Consider the following 17,021-nt stretch of genomic DNA (forward strand, 5'->3'; position numbering starts at 1 on the left):
CACAGTATTAAAAAAACGCCGCGTATGTTCTCGGCAACAGCGGCTAAAACAAGGCTTGTGAGCAACCTGTCCGATGTCAGATGGGGTGCAAATACCGCGCCAGCTTCACGTCCCGTTGACGGCCGGATCGCGCTGCACAGGATGGCAAACCGCCGGTCGAAGATCGGCCGGCGGTCGGTTGCATTTAGCGTTGCACGGTCGCAGCGGGCGTTCAGCTCCGATCGCTTCGCCGCCATGGGAACAAATTGGCCGGGAAATCGGCGGCCGGTTTGCGCTCGCGCGGCTCCGGAATGACCGGCCGCGCATTCGGGTCCTTCACGATCACTTCCCGATAGAGATGCCAGGTGGCGTGACCCAGCAACGGAATCACGACGGCAAGGCCGAGGAAGAACGGGATCGTGCCGAGCACCAGCAACACTGCAACGATGAGGCCCCAGACCGCCATCGGCACCGGATTCCGTGCAACGACGCGCATCGACGTTGCCATCGCTTCGCCGGCGGTTGCATGGCGATCGAGCAGCATCGGAAATGCGACCACGCTGATGCAAAGCGCGACCAGCGCGAACAGGAACCCGACGCCGCAGCCGACCACGATGAGCCACCAGCCTTGCGGTGTGGTCAGGACACGCGCCGCAAAATCCGGAATGTCGGCGGCAATCTGGTAGCCGAAGGCCGCGGTGTAGATCGCCTGCGCAATCGCGATCCAGGTCACGAACAGCGCGAACAGCAACGTTCCGACCCCGAGCATCGCGCCGAAGGACGGCGAGCGGAACACCTCCAAGGCGTCCCACGCGGTCGCTGCCTCGCCGTTCTCTCGGCGGCGGCTCAACTCGTAGAGGCCGATCGCGGCAAACGGGCCGAGCAGGGCGAAGCCCGCGGCCAACGGAAACAGCAGGGGCAGCACGGCATAACCGTGCACCGTGCGCGCGAGCACGAGGCCGAGCACGGGATAGATCAGGCACAGCACAATGGCGTGGCTGGGGATCGCCTTGAAGTCCTCCCATCCGAGACGCAGCGCTTGATGCAAATCGGAAAGGCCGATCGTGCGGATAACCGGCGCAGACGCGGCACCTTCTCCGCTCTGCGTCATCGATCTGACATTGCCTTGATATGGAGTGGCCATGGTCGTTGTCTCCCTCTGGACGGCCGCATTCTGCGCCCGCCATACGGGCACCAACGTGCCGCCTCTCAAAGCGTTCACGAGCAGGCCAGACGCGAAAGACGGAGCAGGGACCTGGCCATGTCGCGAACTGAACAACCAAGGTACTCCCAAACCGGATCGAAAGCACGCTCTCACGCTTAAGTGAATGTCGCATTGGCAAGGTATGGAGAGGGCGGTACACTTGGCGTGCGACCGCGGTCGGGCGTCTCAGCGTCGCCTGACCTTCAAACCATCTCAAGTCCAGTGGGAGCAAACGATGAGCATTTTCGGAAAAATCATGAGCGCAATCTTCGGTAGCAGCGCGACGGCCGCGCCCGCTGGCGGAGCAGCCACAACCACGGCTCCCGCCGGCGGTTCGCCCTCCGCCAGCGCATCGTCTTCGTCCCCGGCAGCCGCGCCCGGTGCCGCACCCGCGCAGACGGTTGACGTGGCGCCTATCCTCGACGCGGCGGTCGCTGCGAAGAAGGAGAAGCTGGAGTGGCGGACCTCGATCGTCGACCTGATGAAGGCGCTCGACATCGATTCCAGCCTCGGCGCGCGCAAGGAGCTTGCCAAGGAGCTTGGCTACACCGGCGACACCAACGACTCCGCGAGCATGAACATCTGGCTGCACAAGCAGGTGATGGCGAAGCTTGCAGCCAATGGCGGCAAGCTGCCTCCGGACATCAAGCACTGACGAGATAACCGCTGATGCGACCAGGGCCCGCGCCGGTGCGGGCCCTTTTTTATGGACGGGCGAACATCTATAGATCGGCCGATAACAAGGAGAACGCTCATGACTGATCTCGACCGCCGGACGATGCTGACGACCGGCGCTCTGGCGCTGGCGGGTGCTGCCGCGCACGCTGTTCCCGCGGAAGCGCAACCCGCGCCGAAGGCGATGTTTGCGGTGCCGGCCGTGACGATCCCGATCGTCGGCGAGACTGAGGTCTTCCAGGTGCGGCGCATCTATTGCATCGGCCGCAACTACGCCGCGCATGCCATCGAGCGCGGCTCCGATCCGACCCGCGAGCCGCCGTTCTTCTTCCAGAAGCCGACCGATGCGATCCAGAATGTCGCGATCGGCACCGTCGCCGATCATCCCTATCCGTCGCTGACCAAGAACTATCACCACGAGGTCGAACTGGTGGCGGCGTTGAAGTCCGGCGGCACCAACATCCCCGCCGAGAAGGCGCTCGATCATGTCTATGGCTACGCACTCGGTCTCGACATGACGCGGCGCGATTTGCAGAACGGCATGGCCGCCGAGAAGAAGCCGTGGGAGATCGGCAAGAGCTTCGACCACGCCGCCGTGCTCGGACCGATTCATCCGTCTGATAAGACCGGTCATTTCACCAAGGGCGCGATCTCGCTCGCCGTCAACGGCACGGTGCGGCAGAGCTCGGATCTGAAGAACATGATCTGGAGCGTCGCCGAGCAGATCGCAAAACTCTCCGAGGCGTTCGAGCTCAAGGCCGGCGACATCATCTATTCCGGCACGCCGGAGAATGTCGGTCCTGTGGTCAAGGGCGATGTGCTGCTCTGCAAGCTCGAGGGCTTGCCGGACATGTCGATCCGGATTGTCTGACGGACAGGGCGTCAGCCCATAAGATCCGCGTATTCCGGATGGTTGCGCAGGTAGTCCACCACGAAGCCGCAGCCGGCGATCACCTTGTGGCCGTCGGCGCGGATCAACTCCAGTGCTCCCTTGACCAGCTCCGATGCGATGCCGCGGCCACGCAGGGCGCGCGGTGTTTCGGTATGGGTGATGATCACGGTTGACGACGTCAGCCGGTAATTCGCAAAGGCGATGCCGCCCTCGGTGTCGAGTTCGAAGCGCTGTTGGGCCTTGTTGTCGCGGACGGCAGCCATCGCAATATCCTGATTGATTCACTCTGCCTGTTCTAGGCGCGTGACCCCGTCGGCGCAAAGGCGCGTCGGGTTTTGACCAGGCGAGTTGCGCTGGTCTTCGCGGCGGTCTTTCGCAGCGCACACAGAGGGTCTTGCGGGGGAATGCGGTTCGATTACGCTTGTCGTCAGACATACGCCGCCGCTGCGGCCGGTTGATGGTTTGGCAAGCAGAAGTGCCGGCCGCCGACGTATGCCTCTGTTCGGGAGGAGGACCGTCATGTCGGACAATCGTTTCTTCAAGACACACCATGCCTGGGAGGACTGGTTCGGCATGCTGCTCGGCGTGCTGATCATGGTGTCGCCCTGGTTTCCGGTTCAGGTGAACGACACTGTCGATCTCGAACGCAGCCACCTCGTGCTCAACAGTTTCGTGGTGGGCATGCTGGTATTGGGCCTTGCCCAGCTCGAATATGTCGCGCTGCATCGCTGGGAGGAGGTGGGTAGCGTGCTGCTTGGGCTCTGGCTGATCGTGTCGCCCTTTGTGTTTGGCTACGCCTCGGATCAAGCGCTGCAGCTCTGGCACATCGTGCTTGGCGCGCTCGTCGCCGTTGTCGGTGCGTGGCAGCTCTGGCAGGACTGGAACCTGAGCGAGCAGGAGCTGGCCAAGCATCCGCAGTAGTAGCGCCGGCTTGGACCGGCGGCGGCCTATGATGGCGTCGGCCGCCAGGCATGCGCGGCTCCCGCAGTGACGGGCCGCGATCATGGTACCGCAGCGAGGCCGCATCATGCGGGCCTTGCCCAAGCCCGCGGCTTGACGATAAACCGGATCGCACCCATCCCTTGCGGCGCTTGAAGACGCCCGGTTCTGACCGAGGAAACACACCATGATTGTCCTGACCATGCCCCTGATGTTGCGCGTGTCGGCGGGGCGGCAATGAGCGGGACGGCTACCGCGCCGCGCGGCGGGATCGCGCGGGTGTCGCGCCGGGTGATGAACCTCGCCTACATCCTGACCCAGAACGCCCGCCGTCACGGCGACCGCCCGGGCTTCATCTGGAACGAGAAGACCTGGACCTGGCGCCACATCGACCAAACCGTCTCGGCACTGGCGGCGGCGCTCGCCGCACGCGGCATTGTCAAGGGCGACCGCATCCTGGTGCATTCCAAGAACTGCGACGAGATGTTCTGGTCGATGTTCGCGGCGTTCCGGCTCGGCGCGGTCTGGGTGCCGACCAATTTCCGCCTGATGCTGGACGAGGTCGCCTATCTCGCCGCGGCCTCCGGCGCGAAAGCGTTTCTCTGCCACGGCGACTTCCCGGAGCACGCCAGAGCGGCCGCCAATCCGGCGCTCGAATTCACCTGGCGGATCGGCGAAGAGGGCACGTTCGGCGAGGCCACCGTCGGCGACGTCATCGCCAAGCATGCGGGAGCCGAGGTCGAGAACGTTGCGGTCGAATACGACGATCCCTGCTGGTTCTTCTTCACCTCCGGCACCACGGGCCGCTCCAAGGCCGCGGTGCTGACCCATGGCCAGATGGCCTTCGTGATCACCAACCATCTCGCCGACCTGATGCCCGGCACCACTGAGGACGACGCTTCGCTGGTGGTGGCGCCGCTGTCGCACGGTGCCGGCGTGCATCAACTGGTGCAGACCGCGCGCGGTGTGCCGACCATCCTGCTGCCGTCGGAGAAGTTCGACATCGCGGAGGCGTTCCGGCTGATCGCCAAGCATCGCGTCAGCAACATGTTCACGGTGCCGACCATCCTGAAGATGATGGTCGAGCATCCCGCGGTCGACCAGCACGATCATTCCTCGCTGCGCTACATCATCTACGCCGGCGCGCCGATGTATCGCGAGGACCAGAAGGCCGCGTTGAGCAAGCTCGGCGGCGTGCTGGTGCAGTATTTCGGCCTCGGCGAGGTCACCGGCAACATCACGGTGCTGCCGCCCGCACTGCACGATCCCGAGGACGGACCGCATGCGCGGATCGGCACCTGCGGCTTCGAGCGCACCGGCATGCAGGTCTCGATCCAGGGCGACGACGGGCGCGAGCTGAAAGCCTTCGAGACCGGCGAGATCTGCGTGATCGGTCCCGGCGTGTTCGCCGGCTACTATGATAACCCCGAGGCCAATGCCAAGGCGTTTCGCGACGGCTGGTTCCGCACCGGAGATCTCGGCCACATGGACGAGGAGGGCTTCGTCTACATCACCGGCCGCGCCTCCGACATGTACATCTCCGGCGGCTCCAACATCTATCCGCGCGAGATCGAGGAGAAGATCCTGACTCATCCGGCGGTGGGTGAGGTCGCCGTGCTTGGTGTGCCCGATCCCTTCTGGGGCGAGGTCGGCGTTGCCGTCTGCGTCGCGCGCGAAGGCAGCGATGCCGTCGGCGAGGCGGAGCTGGCGGCCTATCTCGCGCCGAAGGTGCCGCGCTACAAGATGCCGAAGCGGTTCTTCTTCTGGGAGGCGCTGCCGAAGTCCGGCTACGGCAAGGTGCCGAAGCGGCTGATCCGCGACGAACTCGAGGAGCGCGGGCTACTCGAGGCGATCGCCAAGTCGCCGGGCGGCTAGCGCGATGCGCAGCATCGTCCAGCCCGGCGCTCCGTCGCTAGAGCGCATCCAGTGGGTCGCCGCGCGCGGCCGCGCCTTTTCATTCACGCTTGCAGCCGGCATCCCCCTGCTCGAGGCGGTGCGCCGCGGCTTTGCGGCGGAGGGGTTTTCGAGCGGCGTGCTCAACGCGACAGGCGGAGCGCTCGGACCGTTTGCCTATGTGATGCCGGCGCTGTCCAAAGACGGCGCCAACGCAGCATTCTACAGCGACACGTTCCGTCCCGACGGCGTGACGCGGCTCAAGCTCGCGGCGCTGACCTTCGGCGTGCGCGATGGCGCGCCGTTCTTTCACTGCCACGGCCTGTGGACCGAGGCCGATGGCCGTTTCAACGGCGGCCACATGCTGCCGGATGAGACCGTGGTCGCCGAGCCTTTCGAGGTCAGCGCCTTCGGGATCGACGGTGCGACCTTCGTGGCCGAGCCCGACAGCGAGACCAACTTCAAGCTGTTCGGGCCCGTCGCCACTGCGCCGACCGGCGCGAAGACCACCAGCCATGCCTTCGCGCTGCGGCTGCGGCCGAACCAGGATTTCGCTTGTGCGCTCGAGGGCTTCTGCCATCAGCACGGCGTTCTGCGCGCCCGCCTGCACGGCGGTGTCGGCTCGACCATCGGTGCCATCTTCACCGACGGACACAGCGTGGTGCCGTTTGCGACCGAGCTTGCGGTAACCGCGGGTGACATCGCAACCGATTCCGATGGTCAATGGAACGCCGAGCTCGACGTCGCGCTGGTCGACTATCTCGGCGGCATCGCGGAGGGCCACCTGGTGCGCGGCGACAATCCGGTGCTGATGACGATGGAGCTGGTGCTCGAGGTGCTGCAGGAGGCGGAGCAGCCGTAGGGGGCGGGGCACGCCTTGGCATAACCTGCGTTGTCATCACCCGTGCATGCGGGTGATCCAGTATTCCAGAGACGGCGGTGCGTGAGCCGAGACGCCGCGGCGTACTGGATGGCCCGCCTGCGCGGGCCATGACGACTGAGATGTGCGTCCACGTTCTCGCGACATGAATTGTCCGAGCTTTGCATCTCGTTCCGCGCTCTCGTGAAGAGAGGGCGCAGGGAAAGCCGGGTGCCGATCGCACCCATGGGCCCGGTGCAATAAAAGTAGCACCGGGGGTAGGACCACAGGTGTAACCGGAGCAATCCCGGCTTTCCCTGCGCGATGGGTTACGGCTTATACGTGCTCGCCCCGGCGAGACTGGGCTTGGTTGTCACCGCCGTTGCAAGACGCAATTGCGTCTTGCAACAGGACACCTGCCACTAGGGCGTCAGGCCTGCACGACTTCGCCGTCCGCCTCATGCGCACTCGTCAGTTGCGCAAGCGGCGTCCACCGCATCTCGACCCAGCACTCGTGACGATCGCGAAGCGCCCCTCAGTCGGGCGAGACGAGCTAGTCATACACCGGCTTGCGCTTCCAGAAAACAGAAATATTTTTGCAAAGGGGGCTTGCCCCGTCGGGCAACTCAGTGCCAAGGGCGCATCATCGCAGCTTGCGCACATGGATGTTGATATCGAGGTCGATGTCGCTGACGCAGGTTTGCTCGGTGCTGTGCGAACTGCCTTCGTGCCAGCGGCCCTTGCGCAGACCGATGTCGCTGACGCCAGCAAGCCGCAGGCAGCGCCATTGCGGCAGTGGGCCAGAACTCTGGCCCGCGAACTGCCAGGCCAGCACGACCTCTTGACCGCTCTTGTTGTGCCCGATGATGTGCGGGCAGAGCTCGCGCGGCCGGCCGTCGTAGCGGCAGACGACCTGTTGCTCGGTGAGGATCGCTTTGCGGAAGAGGGCGTAGGCCGAGCTGGGCATGGCGTCAGGCTAATGCGGTTTGCGGGCGACTTCGGGGCGAGGCGCTAAACGGCGAAGATGTTGGTCTCGACTGGCATCTGGCCCGCGACATTGTGTTGGCCTCGCGGCATTGTGGGTCCGCGACATTGTGTTCTTGGTATGTTCTTGACGCGACGGAGCCACTCTGCAATTGTATCGCGCGATCGCGTCAAGTTTCAGGGGTGGGCGAGTGGCAAGGCGAAACCGCACGATCAACATGCCCGCGCCGTATCTCCGGCGCGTCTGGCTCGATCGGGAGCGCATCACCAACCGCAAGGCTTACCCCTTTACACTGCCGCTGCTCCGCGATGATTTCGAGCTAACCTTCGACAAGGCGATCACGATCATCGTCGGCGAGAACGGCACGGGCAAGTCCACGTTGCTGGAAGGCATCGCCGCGATGGCCGGCTATGACGATGCCGGCGGTGGCAAGGGCTATCGGCCGGTCGATCATTCCCGCGCGCTGGAGAAGATGGGTGGATCGCTCGCCAGCGTGCTGCGCGCGAGCTGGCTGCCCAAGATCAGCCATGGCTGGTTCTTTCGTGCGGAAAGCTTCTTTTCGGTGGCGCGATATCTCGACGAGGCCGCACTCGATGATCCGTTCGGTGGCCCTCCGCCGGACTTCCTGTCGCATTCCCACGGCGAAGGCTTTCTGCGCTTCTTCAACGAGCGCTGCCAACGGCAGGGCATCTTCATCTTCGACGAGCCGGAATCGGCGCTGTCGCCGACGCGTCAGATCGAATTCCTGAAGCTGCTGCACCGGATGAACAGGACGACCCACTGCCAGGTCATCATGGCCACGCATTCGCCAGTGCTGATGGCCTATCCCGACGCGACCCTGCTGCGGTTAACAAAGGGCGGGCTGGAGCCCGTGAGCTTGAAGAGCACCGACCATTACAGGCTGATGCGCCAGTTCTGCGATGACCCAGAGGGCTTTGTCGCAGAGGCGCTGACGGAGGCAACGACATAATGGCTCGCAGGCGGCATCGCCCGATCAACCTTCCCGCGCCGTATCTCAAGCGCGTCTGGCTCGATCCATCGCTCATTCCCGATCGTGAGATCTATCCGTTTTGTCTCCCGATTTTCAGGGATCCATTCGACCTGAGCTTCGAGTCCGCCATCACCATCATCGCCGGCGAGAACGGGACGGGAAAATCCACAATCCTCGAGGGCATTGCCGCGATTGCCGGCTTTGACAGTGGCGGAGGCGGCAAGGGACATCGGTCGGTCGAAGCGGGCATCGAGGAGACGGGTGCGGACCTGGTGATCGCGCTGCGTGCGGGCTGGGTGCCGAAAGTCACTTACGGCTGGTTCTTCCGCGCCGAGACGTTCTTCTCGGTCGCGCGATACCTCGATCGTTCGGCAGTAGTGGCGCAACAGGATCTCGCTGCGACCGTCGGGGCGTCGCCGCAATTCGCGCCGGACTATCTGTCCTTCTCCCACGGCGAAGGCTTCATCCAGTTCTTCCAGGAGCGCTGCCAGAAACAGGGCATCTTCATCTTCGACGAGCCGGAATCGGCGTTATCACCCGCGCGCCAGATCGAATTCCTGAAGCTGCTGCGGCGCATGGATCAATCGGGACATTGCCAGGTCATCATGGCAACCCACGCGCCGATGCTCATGGCCTATCCCAACGCGACGCTGCTGCGGCTGTCGAAATACGGGCTCGAGCCCGTCGACGTCGAGCAGACCGATCACTACCGGGTCTTGCGCGAGTTTTGCACGGACCCGCGAGGATTTGTCGAAGCCGCGATCGAGGACTGAGAACGGGCAGAGGCCGCGCCTAGTACGCCGGGCGGAACCCGCCGAGATCGTCGCCGGGTACGGCGGATGATGCTTCGCCGACCACCGCTGTCATTTCGTGCTAGACTACGGTCAAACAAGCGGAAACAGGGAGGATGCCATGCATCATGCCTTGGTGCCCAGTGACCGCGTCGAGCGCGTCCACGTCTACGGACGCGACGGCGCCAAGCTCGGATCGATCGAGCGGCTCATGCTCGAAAAGTTGAGCGGAACAGTGGCCTATGCCGTGATCAGGACCGGCGGGGTGCTCAGCACCCACCACCATTATCCCGTGAAGTGGAGCGCGCTTCGATACGATCCGGTGCGGCAGGCCTACGAGGCCGAGGCGACACTGGAAGACTTGCAGGCAGGCCCGTGCGAGATCGACGGTGACGAATTCGACTGGGGCGATCGTTCGCGGTCGTATACGCACCCGAACTACTGGGCGGTGTAGGAACGGCGGAGTAACGGAGCGGACGAGGGCGCTTCGGCAAGCTGCACTACGCCCGCGTTTCCGCAAACGCCTTCAGCTTCAGGAAGAAGTCCTTCAGGATCGCGTTGCGGTCGATGAAGGTGACGTAGCGGATCGCATGCCGCCGGCGATCGGTGCTCCACGTCATCTGCTCGGTCAGGACAGGAGCGGGAATGATCACGCTCGGCGCCCAACTGGCGTTGAGCAGCCAGCCGACCGGCGCCATGTCCCAGATCTCCTTGGCCCAGCCCAGATGATCCGGCGAATACTCCTTGAATCGCTGCGCCAGGAACGCGCCGATGCTGCCGTGTGGTTCGACGTAGCGCTCGATCTCCGGCACCGTTGAGTGCAGGCGCGAGGTGACGCCGAGGCACGGCACCAGAACCAGCGGCACGCCACTGTCGAGCAGCACCTGCGCGCCGCCGACATCCTGTCTCATGTTGAACTCGGCCGTGTCAGGCCATTCCAGCGCGTGGCCGCCGAGCCAGACCACGACGACGCGATCGACGATGTCAGGCGCCTTGAGCAGCGCCGAGGCGACGTTGCTGATGGCGGCGATGGCCACGATGTAGAGCGGATTGTCCGGCGATCCTGACCGGGCCCGCGCGATCAGCTCATCGACCGCGGCCGCCTCGCGCGCCTGCTTCGCTTTACCGACATAGTCGGTGACACCGCGATGCACCAGCCCGTCCGGCGAAACGTTCAGCCGCTCCAGCAGGCGCAGGATTTCCTGGTAGCTCAGCTCCATGCCATGAGCAGGACTATCCGCGCGCTTGTTGAAGAACGGCGCGGCATAGATCGCCTCCACATCGAAGCGATCTCGCGACAGCATCATCTGCACAATCGCGAACTGGTCGTCGATCTCGTTGTAGGTGTCGGTGTCGAGCACGACGCGCACCTTGCCGACGGGCGGCGCGAGCAGCTTGAGGCGGGTGGCTTCAGAGAGAGGCATTGTGTTGATCCGAACTGACTTCTTGCCATTGAGACTAGGTCTTCGATCGAGGCTCGCATAGCCGCCATCGGTAGCCGAGCGGACCGACATGCGGGGTTTCCAGGTCGACGGCCCCGGATGTCGCTCCGCTCATCTGGGCTACTCGTAGCGTTTGGCGATCGAGACGAGAGCCTGGTCTGTCGTCAAAGTTCGCATCGAGCCTTCGCGTGAGTTTTTCTCACATTATGCGCGAGTTTTTGATGGATTGTCCGGCTCAAATTTTAGAGATACGTCCGTGGCAGAGATCAGTCTCAGCCGGCAATTACGGGTGAAGTGATCTGAACAGGAGACACAGGCGACATGGTGGGCGACACGAACGTTCGAGCCGGCCGGTGCCATTGCGGCGCAGTGCGCCTTGAGGTGACGCTCAGCGACGGCCTCAATTCGATCCGCCGCTGCAATTGTTCGTACTGTCGAATGCGAGGCGCCGTCGTTGTCATGGCGGAAATCGGTGGGATCAGGATCCTGCAGGGCGAGGATGCGTTAACAACCTACCGCTTCCATACCGGATCAGCGCAGCATTTCTTCTGCTCTCGCTGCGGAATTTACACGCATCATCAACGACGATCGAACCAGAATCTGTATGCCGTCAACGTCGCCTGTCTGGACGGGTTAAACCCATTCGATTTCCCCGAGGTACCGGTCATGGATGGCATCAATCATACGAACGATACCGGCCGGCCAACGCGTCGAGCAGGCACACTCCGCTTCATCCCCGCTGACTAATGTCGCGGTCAACTGACCGTCCCTTGCCTCCCGAGGAAGACGGCGGCCGGCGACTTCGCTCTCGTGCAAGAAACCGATCTCCCATCCAGTCTAAATGCCGAGCGATAAGCTTCGGCACGCGCGCCGCGCGGGCCGATCCAATGGAGGAGACGGGGATGAAGGGAACGATCGCGAAGGCCTGCGTCGTGGTGGCGGCGTTGGCGGTGCTGGGGACCGCCTGGGCGCACGGGCCGACCCGCCGCAAGGTGCAGGAATCGATCGAGATCGATGCGCCGCAAGCCAAGGTGTGGGCGGTGATCGGCAATTTCCAGGACATGAACTGGCTTGTGGGCGTCAGCAAGACCGAGGGCGAGAAGGGCAATGAGATCGGCGCGACCCGGCGGCTGACGCTGACGCAAGGCGCGACCATCGACGAGGAGCTCTACAAATACGACGCCGACATGATGAGCTATTCGTACCGGATCACGGCGGTCGATGTGAAGGTGCTGCCGGTCACCAATTATTCCTCGACGTTGACGGTGTCGCCCGCGCCCGACGGCAAGGCAAAGCTGGAATGGGCCGGCGCGTTCTACCGCGGCTATCCCAACAACGATCCGCCGCCCGAGCTGAACGACGAGGCCGCGATGAAGGCGGTGAGCGGGCTTTATCGCACCGGGCTCGAGGCGCTGAAGAAGAAAATCGAGAGCGGCACTTAGAGCATGATCCGGAAAAGTGTGAAGCGGTTTTCCGAACAGATCATGCTCAAACAAGGAGCTAAAGCGCGATCACGATTCAACCCAATCACATAGCGCTTTAGCCATGCGCGCGATCCTACTTGTGGCGCTGCTCGCCGGCCTGACGGCCGCGCATGCCGAGGAGGCGTTCGTCACCAACCAGCTCAGCGACGACCTCACGGTCGTCGATCTCGCGACCTCGAAGGCGGTCGCGACGATCGCGATCGGCGGCAAGCCGGCGGGCGTCGCCCTCACGTCGGATGGCCGTTTCGCTTATGTGACGAGCCCCGATGCCAAGGTGCTCACTGTGGTCGACGCCGCCGAGCGCAAGGTCATTGGCCGGGTCGATGTCGGCGGCGGTCCGCTCGGCATCGCCGTCGCACCCGACGGCGCTGTGGTCTATGTCGCCGACTGGTACGCCGCCGCGGTGCGGGTGATCGATGCGCGCGAGCAGCGCGTCGTCGCCAGCATCACGGTCGGCGCCTCGCCGTCCGGCCTCGCGGTGACGCCGGACGGGCGATGGCTGCTCTCGGCGGATCGCGACGACGACAGCGTGTCCGTCGTCGACACCTCCACGCGCGAGCGGAAGGGGATCGTGAAGGTCGGGAGCCATCCGTTCGGCGTCACTGTTGATGCCGAGGGCCAGCGCGCCTACACCGCCAATGTCGGCTCGAACGATGTCTCGGTGATCGACATCGCCAGCCGCAGCGAGATCGCCCGCGTGCATGCCGGCCTGCGGCCTTACGCGGTCGCGCTGGCGCAGGGCCGCGGCTTCGTCACCGACCAGTATGACGGCAAGGTCAGTGTGTTCGACCTCGCGACATTGCAGCCGCTGAAGCGGATCACGGTCGGCGATTACCCCGAAGGGATCGAGGCGACCGCCGACGGCAAGCGGATCGTGGTCGCGAACTGGGAGAGCAACACGCTGAGCGTGATCGATGCGGTCGAGCTGAAGGTCGCGGGCACGGTCAAGGTCGGCGACGGCCCGCGCGCGTTCGGGGTGTTTCTGAGAAGGACGGAGTAGGCGTGGAGGGTGGCCGATGCGGGTAGGGCGGGTTAGCCGCAAGCATAACCCGCCGTTGCCGCGGCAGCAACGGATCGGCCGATTAGGCTTCACTAATCCGCCCTACGCTCGCACGACGACTAGATCGGGGGCAAGTTTCCTATTTCCCAATGAGGTTTGCTCGCCTCAAGCTCAAGAGCTGGGAGTACTCTATTGATCTCTTCTACGATCCGTCGAACGTTAAATTCTTGGCCCCAGAAGATCACATTTGTCGTTGTCGGGTCATAGTGCCTGAATTTCTCATTTTCGAGCAAACCATTGATGATGTCTGGAGGGCCAACTAGATGGTCGGCGATGTTGTGATTGGCGGATTTTGACCACCATCTATCCAAGCGCTCGTCGAAGTGCTCGAAGTTATTGCGCATTGTTACTTCTTTGAGTGGAGAAGCGTCGGTGATTCCAATGCTGTCTCGCAACGGCTTGCGTTGCTCCGCAAGCTTGCCACCTTGGCCCCAAAGCGCTTTAGAGATATTTGCTCCCGCGTTAAGCAAATTCTGCAAGGCGTAGAAAACCCGGTCGATGTCACGGTTTTTCAGTGCCGCATCCAACTCGCGCGCCGACGATAGGACATATTTGCATTGTCTCAATGTCTGCGTTTGAAAGACGCGCAAGAGCATAAGTTCCATTGAATTGCCCCTTCAGATAACCCTCGTCGGTCAACGCGGAACTTTATTCGTATGCCGGGCGACCAGCCTTGAAGAGTACTGTATCGCTCCGGATTAACGGCTACTCTGCCGCCTCGCTCGCGCTGCTCTTCCGCGGCTTGCTGTTCGCTTTCTTCAAGACCGGCGCCAAAAACTTGCCGGTGTAGCTGCGCGGCGCTTTCACGATGTCTTCTGGCGGGCCCCAGGCGACGATCTCGCCGCCGCCGTCGCCGCCTTCGGGGCCGAGGTCGATCACCCAGTCGGCGGTCTTGATGACCTCGAGATTGTGCTCGATCACCACGACCGTGTTGCCCTGCGCGACCAGCTCGTGCAGCACCTCGAGCAGCTTGGCGACGTCGTGGAAGTGCAGGCCGGTGGTCGGCTCGTCCAGGATATAGAGGGTACGGCCGGTGGCGCGCTTCGACAGCTCTTTTGCCAGCTTGACGCGCTGGGCCTCGCCGCCCGACAGCGTGGTGGCCTGCTGGCCGACATGAATGTAGTCGAGGCCGACGCGGTGCAGGGTCTGAAAGGTCTCGCGCACGCGCGGCACCGCCTTGAAGAACTCGGCGGCTTCCTCGACCGTCATGTCGAGCACGTCGGCGATGCTCTTGCCCTTGAACAGCACCTCCAGCGTCTCGCGGTTGTAGCGCTTGCCCTTGCAGGTGTCACAGGTGACGTAGACGTCGGGCAGGAAGTGCATCTCGATCTTGATGACGCCGTCGCCCTGGCAGGCCTCGCAGCGGCCGCCCTTGACGTTGAAGGAGAAGCGCCCGGGCTCGTAGCCGCGCGCCTTGGCTTCGGGCAGGCCCGCGAACCACTCGCGGATCGGCGTGAACGCGCCGGTGTAGGTCGCGGGGTTGGAGCGCGGGGTGCGGCCGATCGGCGACTGGTCGATGTCGATGATCTTGTCGATATGCTCGAGCCCCTCGATGCGGTCGTGCGGGGCGGCGCCCTCGCTGGCGTTGTTGAGCTTGCGGGCGATGGCGCGGTAGAGCGTGTCGATCAACAGCGTCGACTTGCCGCCGCCGGAGACGCCGGTGACGCAGGTGAACAGGCCGAGCGGAATCTCCGCCGACACGTTCTTCAGATTGTTGCCGCGGGCGTTGACGACCTTGATGGTGCGGCGATGGTTCGGCGGCCGCCGATCGGGCACGGGGACCGAGAGCTCGCCGGTCAGATACTTGCCGGTCAGCGACTTCGGATTGCGCATGATCTGGTCGGGCGTGCCTTGCGCCACGATATGGCCGCCATGCATGCCGGCGCCGGGGCCGATGTCGAGCACGTAATCGGCGAGGCGGATCGCGTCCTCGTCATGCTCGACGACCACGACCGTGTTGCCGAGATCGCGCAGCCGCTTCAGAGTGTCGAGCAGGCGGGCGTTGTCGCGCTGGTGCAGGCCGATCGACGGCTCGTCCAGCACGTAGAGCACGCCGGTCAGCCCCGAGCCGATCTGCGACGCCAGGCGGATACGCTGGCTCTCGCCGCCGGAGAGTGTGCCGGAGGAGCGCGACAGCGTCAGGTAATTCAGGCCGACGTCGAGCAGGAAGGTCAGGCGCTCGCGGATCTCCTTGAGGATGCGGGCGGCGATCTCGTTCTGCTGGGCGTTCAGCGCTTCCGGTACCGTCTCGAACCATTCGCCGGCGCGCTTGACCGACAGCTCTGATATCTCGCCGATATGCTTAGCCCCGACCTTGACGCAGAGCGCCTCCGGCTTCAGCCGGTAGCCGTTGCAACCCTCGCAGGGCACATCGGAGAAATACTTGCCGAGCTCCTCGCGCGCCCACTCGCTCTCGGTCTCGCGGTAGCGGCGGTTGATGTTGGTGACGACGCCCTCGAACGGCTTCTTGGTGTCGTAGGAGCGCACACCGTCCTCGTAAGAGAACTTGATCTCGTCGTCGCCGGAACCGTACAGCAGCGCGTTCTGAACCTTCTTCGGCAGGTCCTTCCACTTGGTGTCGAGCGTGAACTTGTAGTGCTTGCCGAGCGCGGTCAGCGTCTGGATGTAATAGGGCGAGGACGACTTCGCCCATGGCGCGATTGCGCCCTTGCGCAGGGTCAGCTCCTTGTCGGGGATGACGAGATCCTCGTCGACATGCTGCTCGACGCCGAGGCCACCGCAGGCCGGGCAGGCACCATAGGGGTTGTTGAACGAAAACAGCCTCGGCTCGATCTCGGGGATCGTGAAGCCGGAGACCGGGCAGGCGAACTTCTCCGAGAACAGGATGCGCTCGGGGCCGCTCTTGTCGTGGATCTTCGCGGTCTTCTTCCTGTCTTCGCTCGCAGCCGCTGCCGGCGCGTCGGCGTACTCGATCACGGCGAGGCCGTCGGCGAGCTTCAGCGCGGTCTCGAAGCTTTCCGCAAGGCGCTGGGCGAGGTCGGGGCGCACCACGATGCGGTCGACCACGACGTCGATGTCATGCGGAAATTTCTTGTCGAGCGCGGGCGCCTCCGCGAGCTCGTAGAAGGTGCCGTCGATCTTGACCCGCTGAAAGCCCTTCTTGAGATATTCGGCGAGCTCCTTCTTATACTCGCCCTTGCGGCCGCGCACGACCGGTGCCAGCAGATAGAGCCGCGTGCCTTCGGGCAATGCCAGGACGCGATCGACCATCTGCGAGACGATCTGGCTCTCGATCGGAAGCCCGGTGGCCGGCGAATAGGGCACGCCGACGCGGGCCCACAGCAGGCGCATGTAGTCGTAGATCTCGGTGACGGTGCCGACCGTCGAGCGCGGGTTCTTCGATGTCGTCTTCTGCTCGATCGAGATCGCCGGCGACAGGCCGTCGATCTGGTCGACGTCGGGCTTCTGCATCATCTCCAGGAACTGGCGTGCATAGGCCGACAGCGATTCGACGTAGCGGCGCTGGCCCTCGGCGTAGATGGTGTCGAACGCGAGCGAAGATTTGCCGGAACCGGACAGGCCCGTGAACACCACGAGCTTGTCGCGCGGAATCTCGACGTCGATGTTCTTCAGATTGTGTTCGCGGGCGCCGCGAATCGTGATGGCGCGCGACGAGGAGCCCGCGGTCTGTTGGCGCTTCGACTTCAGCACTTCATCCATTGCGGCGATTCCGGGCGCCTGGTGTTTGCGCCTTTTTGGGCGCGCGTCACCGGTGATGCCGGGACCTTGCGCCGATGGGTGTGTGAAGACTGGAACGTAGGAAGAACGGCGGCGGATTTCCAGTGCCGTGTTGGGTCCATCAACGG

Annotated in this window: 17 protein-coding genes; 11 read left to right on the forward strand and 6 right to left on the reverse strand. The window is 63.7% G+C overall.

Annotation, left to right across the window (positions count from 1 at the left end):
* Positions 1–211 precede the first annotated feature (211 nt).
* The gene (locus P6U25_RS17770; protein WP_407146055.1) at positions 212–1,123 is read right to left on the reverse strand and encodes a DUF2189 domain-containing protein; all 912 of its coding nucleotides are present in this window, start codon (positions 1,121–1,123) and stop codon (positions 212–214) included.
* 295 nt (positions 1,124–1,418) lie between these two features.
* Here P6U25_RS17770 and P6U25_RS17775 point away from each other — a divergent pair, with 295 nt between their 5' ends.
* Entirely contained in the window at positions 1,419–1,838 is a 420-nt protein-coding gene (locus tag P6U25_RS17775) for a DUF3597 domain-containing protein (protein WP_407146056.1), read from the forward strand.
* A 99-nt stretch (positions 1,839–1,937) separates the two neighbouring features.
* The gene (locus tag P6U25_RS17780) at positions 1,938–2,729 is read left to right on the forward strand and encodes a fumarylacetoacetate hydrolase family protein (RefSeq protein ID WP_407146057.1); all 792 of its coding nucleotides are present in this window, start codon (positions 1,938–1,940) and stop codon (positions 2,727–2,729) included.
* Positions 2,730–2,740: 11 nt separating this feature from the next.
* Here P6U25_RS17780 and P6U25_RS17785 read toward each other — a convergent pair whose 3' ends face one another.
* Positions 2,741–3,013 (reverse strand): GNAT family N-acetyltransferase, encoded by a 273-nt coding sequence (locus P6U25_RS17785; protein ID WP_407146058.1) that lies wholly within the window; start codon positions 3,011–3,013, stop codon positions 2,741–2,743.
* Between the two features lie 256 nt (positions 3,014–3,269).
* Between P6U25_RS17785 and P6U25_RS17790 the strand changes: the two genes are divergently transcribed.
* From P6U25_RS17790 to P6U25_RS17800, 3 genes are all read left to right on the forward strand, one after another.
* Positions 3,270–3,671: an SPW repeat protein gene (locus P6U25_RS17790; protein WP_407146059.1), complete on the forward strand. Its 402-nt coding sequence runs from the start codon at positions 3,270–3,272 to the stop codon at positions 3,669–3,671.
* Positions 3,672–3,926: 255 nt separating this feature from the next.
* The gene (locus P6U25_RS17795; protein WP_407146060.1) at positions 3,927–5,564 is read left to right on the forward strand and encodes an acyl-CoA synthetase; all 1,638 of its coding nucleotides are present in this window, start codon (positions 3,927–3,929) and stop codon (positions 5,562–5,564) included.
* A gap of 4 nt (positions 5,565–5,568) precedes the next feature.
* On the forward strand, positions 5,569–6,444 hold the full coding sequence (locus P6U25_RS17800; RefSeq protein ID WP_407146061.1) for a PCC domain-containing protein: 876 nt from the start codon (positions 5,569–5,571) through the stop codon (positions 6,442–6,444).
* 640 nt (positions 6,445–7,084) lie between these two features.
* Here P6U25_RS17800 and P6U25_RS17805 read toward each other — a convergent pair.
* A complete protein-coding gene (locus tag P6U25_RS17805; RefSeq protein WP_407146062.1) occupies positions 7,085–7,408 on the reverse strand; it encodes a hypothetical protein in 324 nt (107 codons plus the stop codon).
* A 208-nt stretch (positions 7,409–7,616) separates the two neighbouring features.
* Here P6U25_RS17805 and P6U25_RS17810 point away from each other — a divergent pair, with 208 nt between their 5' ends.
* From P6U25_RS17810 to P6U25_RS17820, 3 genes are all read left to right on the forward strand, one after another.
* Complete coding sequence (locus tag P6U25_RS17810; RefSeq protein WP_407146063.1) at positions 7,617–8,396, forward strand: AAA family ATPase; 780 nt, start codon at positions 7,617–7,619, stop codon at positions 8,394–8,396.
* On the forward strand, positions 8,396–9,190 hold the full coding sequence (locus P6U25_RS17815) for an AAA family ATPase (protein WP_407146064.1): 795 nt from the start codon (positions 8,396–8,398) through the stop codon (positions 9,188–9,190). The genes P6U25_RS17810 and P6U25_RS17815 overlap by 1 nt, the downstream gene beginning before the upstream one ends.
* Positions 9,191–9,329: 139 nt before the next feature.
* Positions 9,330–9,662 carry a PRC-barrel domain-containing protein gene (locus tag P6U25_RS17820; RefSeq protein WP_407146065.1) on the forward strand — a complete coding sequence of 111 codons (333 nt, stop codon included), beginning with the start codon at positions 9,330–9,332 and terminating at the stop codon, positions 9,660–9,662.
* Between the two features lie 46 nt (positions 9,663–9,708).
* On the opposite strand, the gene P6U25_RS17825 is transcribed toward P6U25_RS17820, so the two are convergent.
* Positions 9,709–10,632, reverse strand: a complete 924-nt coding sequence (locus P6U25_RS17825) for a nucleoside hydrolase (protein WP_407146066.1) — start codon at positions 10,630–10,632, stop codon at positions 9,709–9,711.
* 339 nt (positions 10,633–10,971) lie between these two features.
* Between P6U25_RS17825 and P6U25_RS17830 the strand changes: the two genes are divergently transcribed.
* The 3 genes from P6U25_RS17830 (at position 10,972) to P6U25_RS17840 (ending at position 13,134) form a co-directional block, all read left to right on the forward strand.
* Entirely contained in the window at positions 10,972–11,397 is a 426-nt protein-coding gene (locus P6U25_RS17830; RefSeq protein WP_407146067.1) for a GFA family protein, read from the forward strand.
* A 155-nt stretch (positions 11,398–11,552) separates the two neighbouring features.
* Entirely contained in the window at positions 11,553–12,092 is a 540-nt protein-coding gene (locus P6U25_RS17835) for an SRPBCC family protein (RefSeq protein ID WP_407146068.1), read from the forward strand.
* Positions 12,093–12,195: 103 nt separating this feature from the next.
* On the forward strand, positions 12,196–13,134 hold the full coding sequence (locus P6U25_RS17840) for a cytochrome D1 domain-containing protein (RefSeq protein ID WP_407146069.1): 939 nt from the start codon (positions 12,196–12,198) through the stop codon (positions 13,132–13,134).
* Between the two features lie 119 nt (positions 13,135–13,253).
* On the opposite strand, the gene P6U25_RS17845 is transcribed toward P6U25_RS17840, so the two are convergent.
* Together P6U25_RS17845 and uvrA are read right to left on the reverse strand one after the other, a co-directional pair.
* Positions 13,254–13,799, reverse strand: coding sequence for a hypothetical protein (locus P6U25_RS17845; protein WP_407146070.1), 546 nt, complete (start codon positions 13,797–13,799; stop codon positions 13,254–13,256).
* Positions 13,800–13,899: 100 nt separating this feature from the next.
* Positions 13,900–16,875: an excinuclease ABC subunit UvrA gene (uvrA, locus tag P6U25_RS17850; protein ID WP_407146071.1), complete on the reverse strand. Its 2,976-nt coding sequence runs from the start codon at positions 16,873–16,875 to the stop codon at positions 13,900–13,902.
* Between the last annotated feature and the right edge of the window lie 146 nt (positions 16,876–17,021).

The organism is Bradyrhizobium sp. ORS 86 (genome assembly GCF_045571475.1).
Lineage (GTDB): Bacteria > Pseudomonadota > Alphaproteobacteria > Rhizobiales > Xanthobacteraceae > Bradyrhizobium.

Coding starts and splice junctions, on each gene's coding strand:
- P6U25_RS17770 (WP_407146055.1), bottom strand. CDS start 1,123: ATGGCCACTCCATATCAAGGCAATGTCAGATCGATGACGCAGAGCGGA.
- P6U25_RS17775 (WP_407146056.1), top strand. CDS start 1,419: ATGAGCATTTTCGGAAAAATCATGAGCGCAATCTTCGGTAGCAGCGCG.
- P6U25_RS17780 (WP_407146057.1), top strand. CDS start 1,938: ATGACTGATCTCGACCGCCGGACGATGCTGACGACCGGCGCTCTGGCG.
- P6U25_RS17785 (WP_407146058.1), bottom strand. CDS start 3,013: ATGGCTGCCGTCCGCGACAACAAGGCCCAACAGCGCTTCGAACTCGAC.
- P6U25_RS17790 (WP_407146059.1), top strand. CDS start 3,270: ATGTCGGACAATCGTTTCTTCAAGACACACCATGCCTGGGAGGACTGG.
- P6U25_RS17795 (WP_407146060.1), top strand. CDS start 3,927: ATGAGCGGGACGGCTACCGCGCCGCGCGGCGGGATCGCGCGGGTGTCG.
- P6U25_RS17800 (WP_407146061.1), top strand. CDS start 5,569: ATGCGCAGCATCGTCCAGCCCGGCGCTCCGTCGCTAGAGCGCATCCAG.
- P6U25_RS17805 (WP_407146062.1), bottom strand. CDS start 7,408: ATGCCCAGCTCGGCCTACGCCCTCTTCCGCAAAGCGATCCTCACCGAG.
- P6U25_RS17815 (WP_407146064.1), top strand. CDS start 8,396: ATGGCTCGCAGGCGGCATCGCCCGATCAACCTTCCCGCGCCGTATCTC.
- P6U25_RS17820 (WP_407146065.1), top strand. CDS start 9,330: ATGCATCATGCCTTGGTGCCCAGTGACCGCGTCGAGCGCGTCCACGTC.
- P6U25_RS17825 (WP_407146066.1), bottom strand. CDS start 10,632: ATGCCTCTCTCTGAAGCCACCCGCCTCAAGCTGCTCGCGCCGCCCGTC.
- P6U25_RS17830 (WP_407146067.1), top strand. CDS start 10,972: ATGGTGGGCGACACGAACGTTCGAGCCGGCCGGTGCCATTGCGGCGCA.
- P6U25_RS17835 (WP_407146068.1), top strand. CDS start 11,553: ATGAAGGGAACGATCGCGAAGGCCTGCGTCGTGGTGGCGGCGTTGGCG.
- P6U25_RS17840 (WP_407146069.1), top strand. CDS start 12,196: ATGCGCGCGATCCTACTTGTGGCGCTGCTCGCCGGCCTGACGGCCGCG.
- P6U25_RS17845 (WP_407146070.1), bottom strand. CDS start 13,799: ATGGAACTTATGCTCTTGCGCGTCTTTCAAACGCAGACATTGAGACAA.
- uvrA (WP_407146071.1), bottom strand. CDS start 16,875: ATGGATGAAGTGCTGAAGTCGAAGCGCCAACAGACCGCGGGCTCCTCG.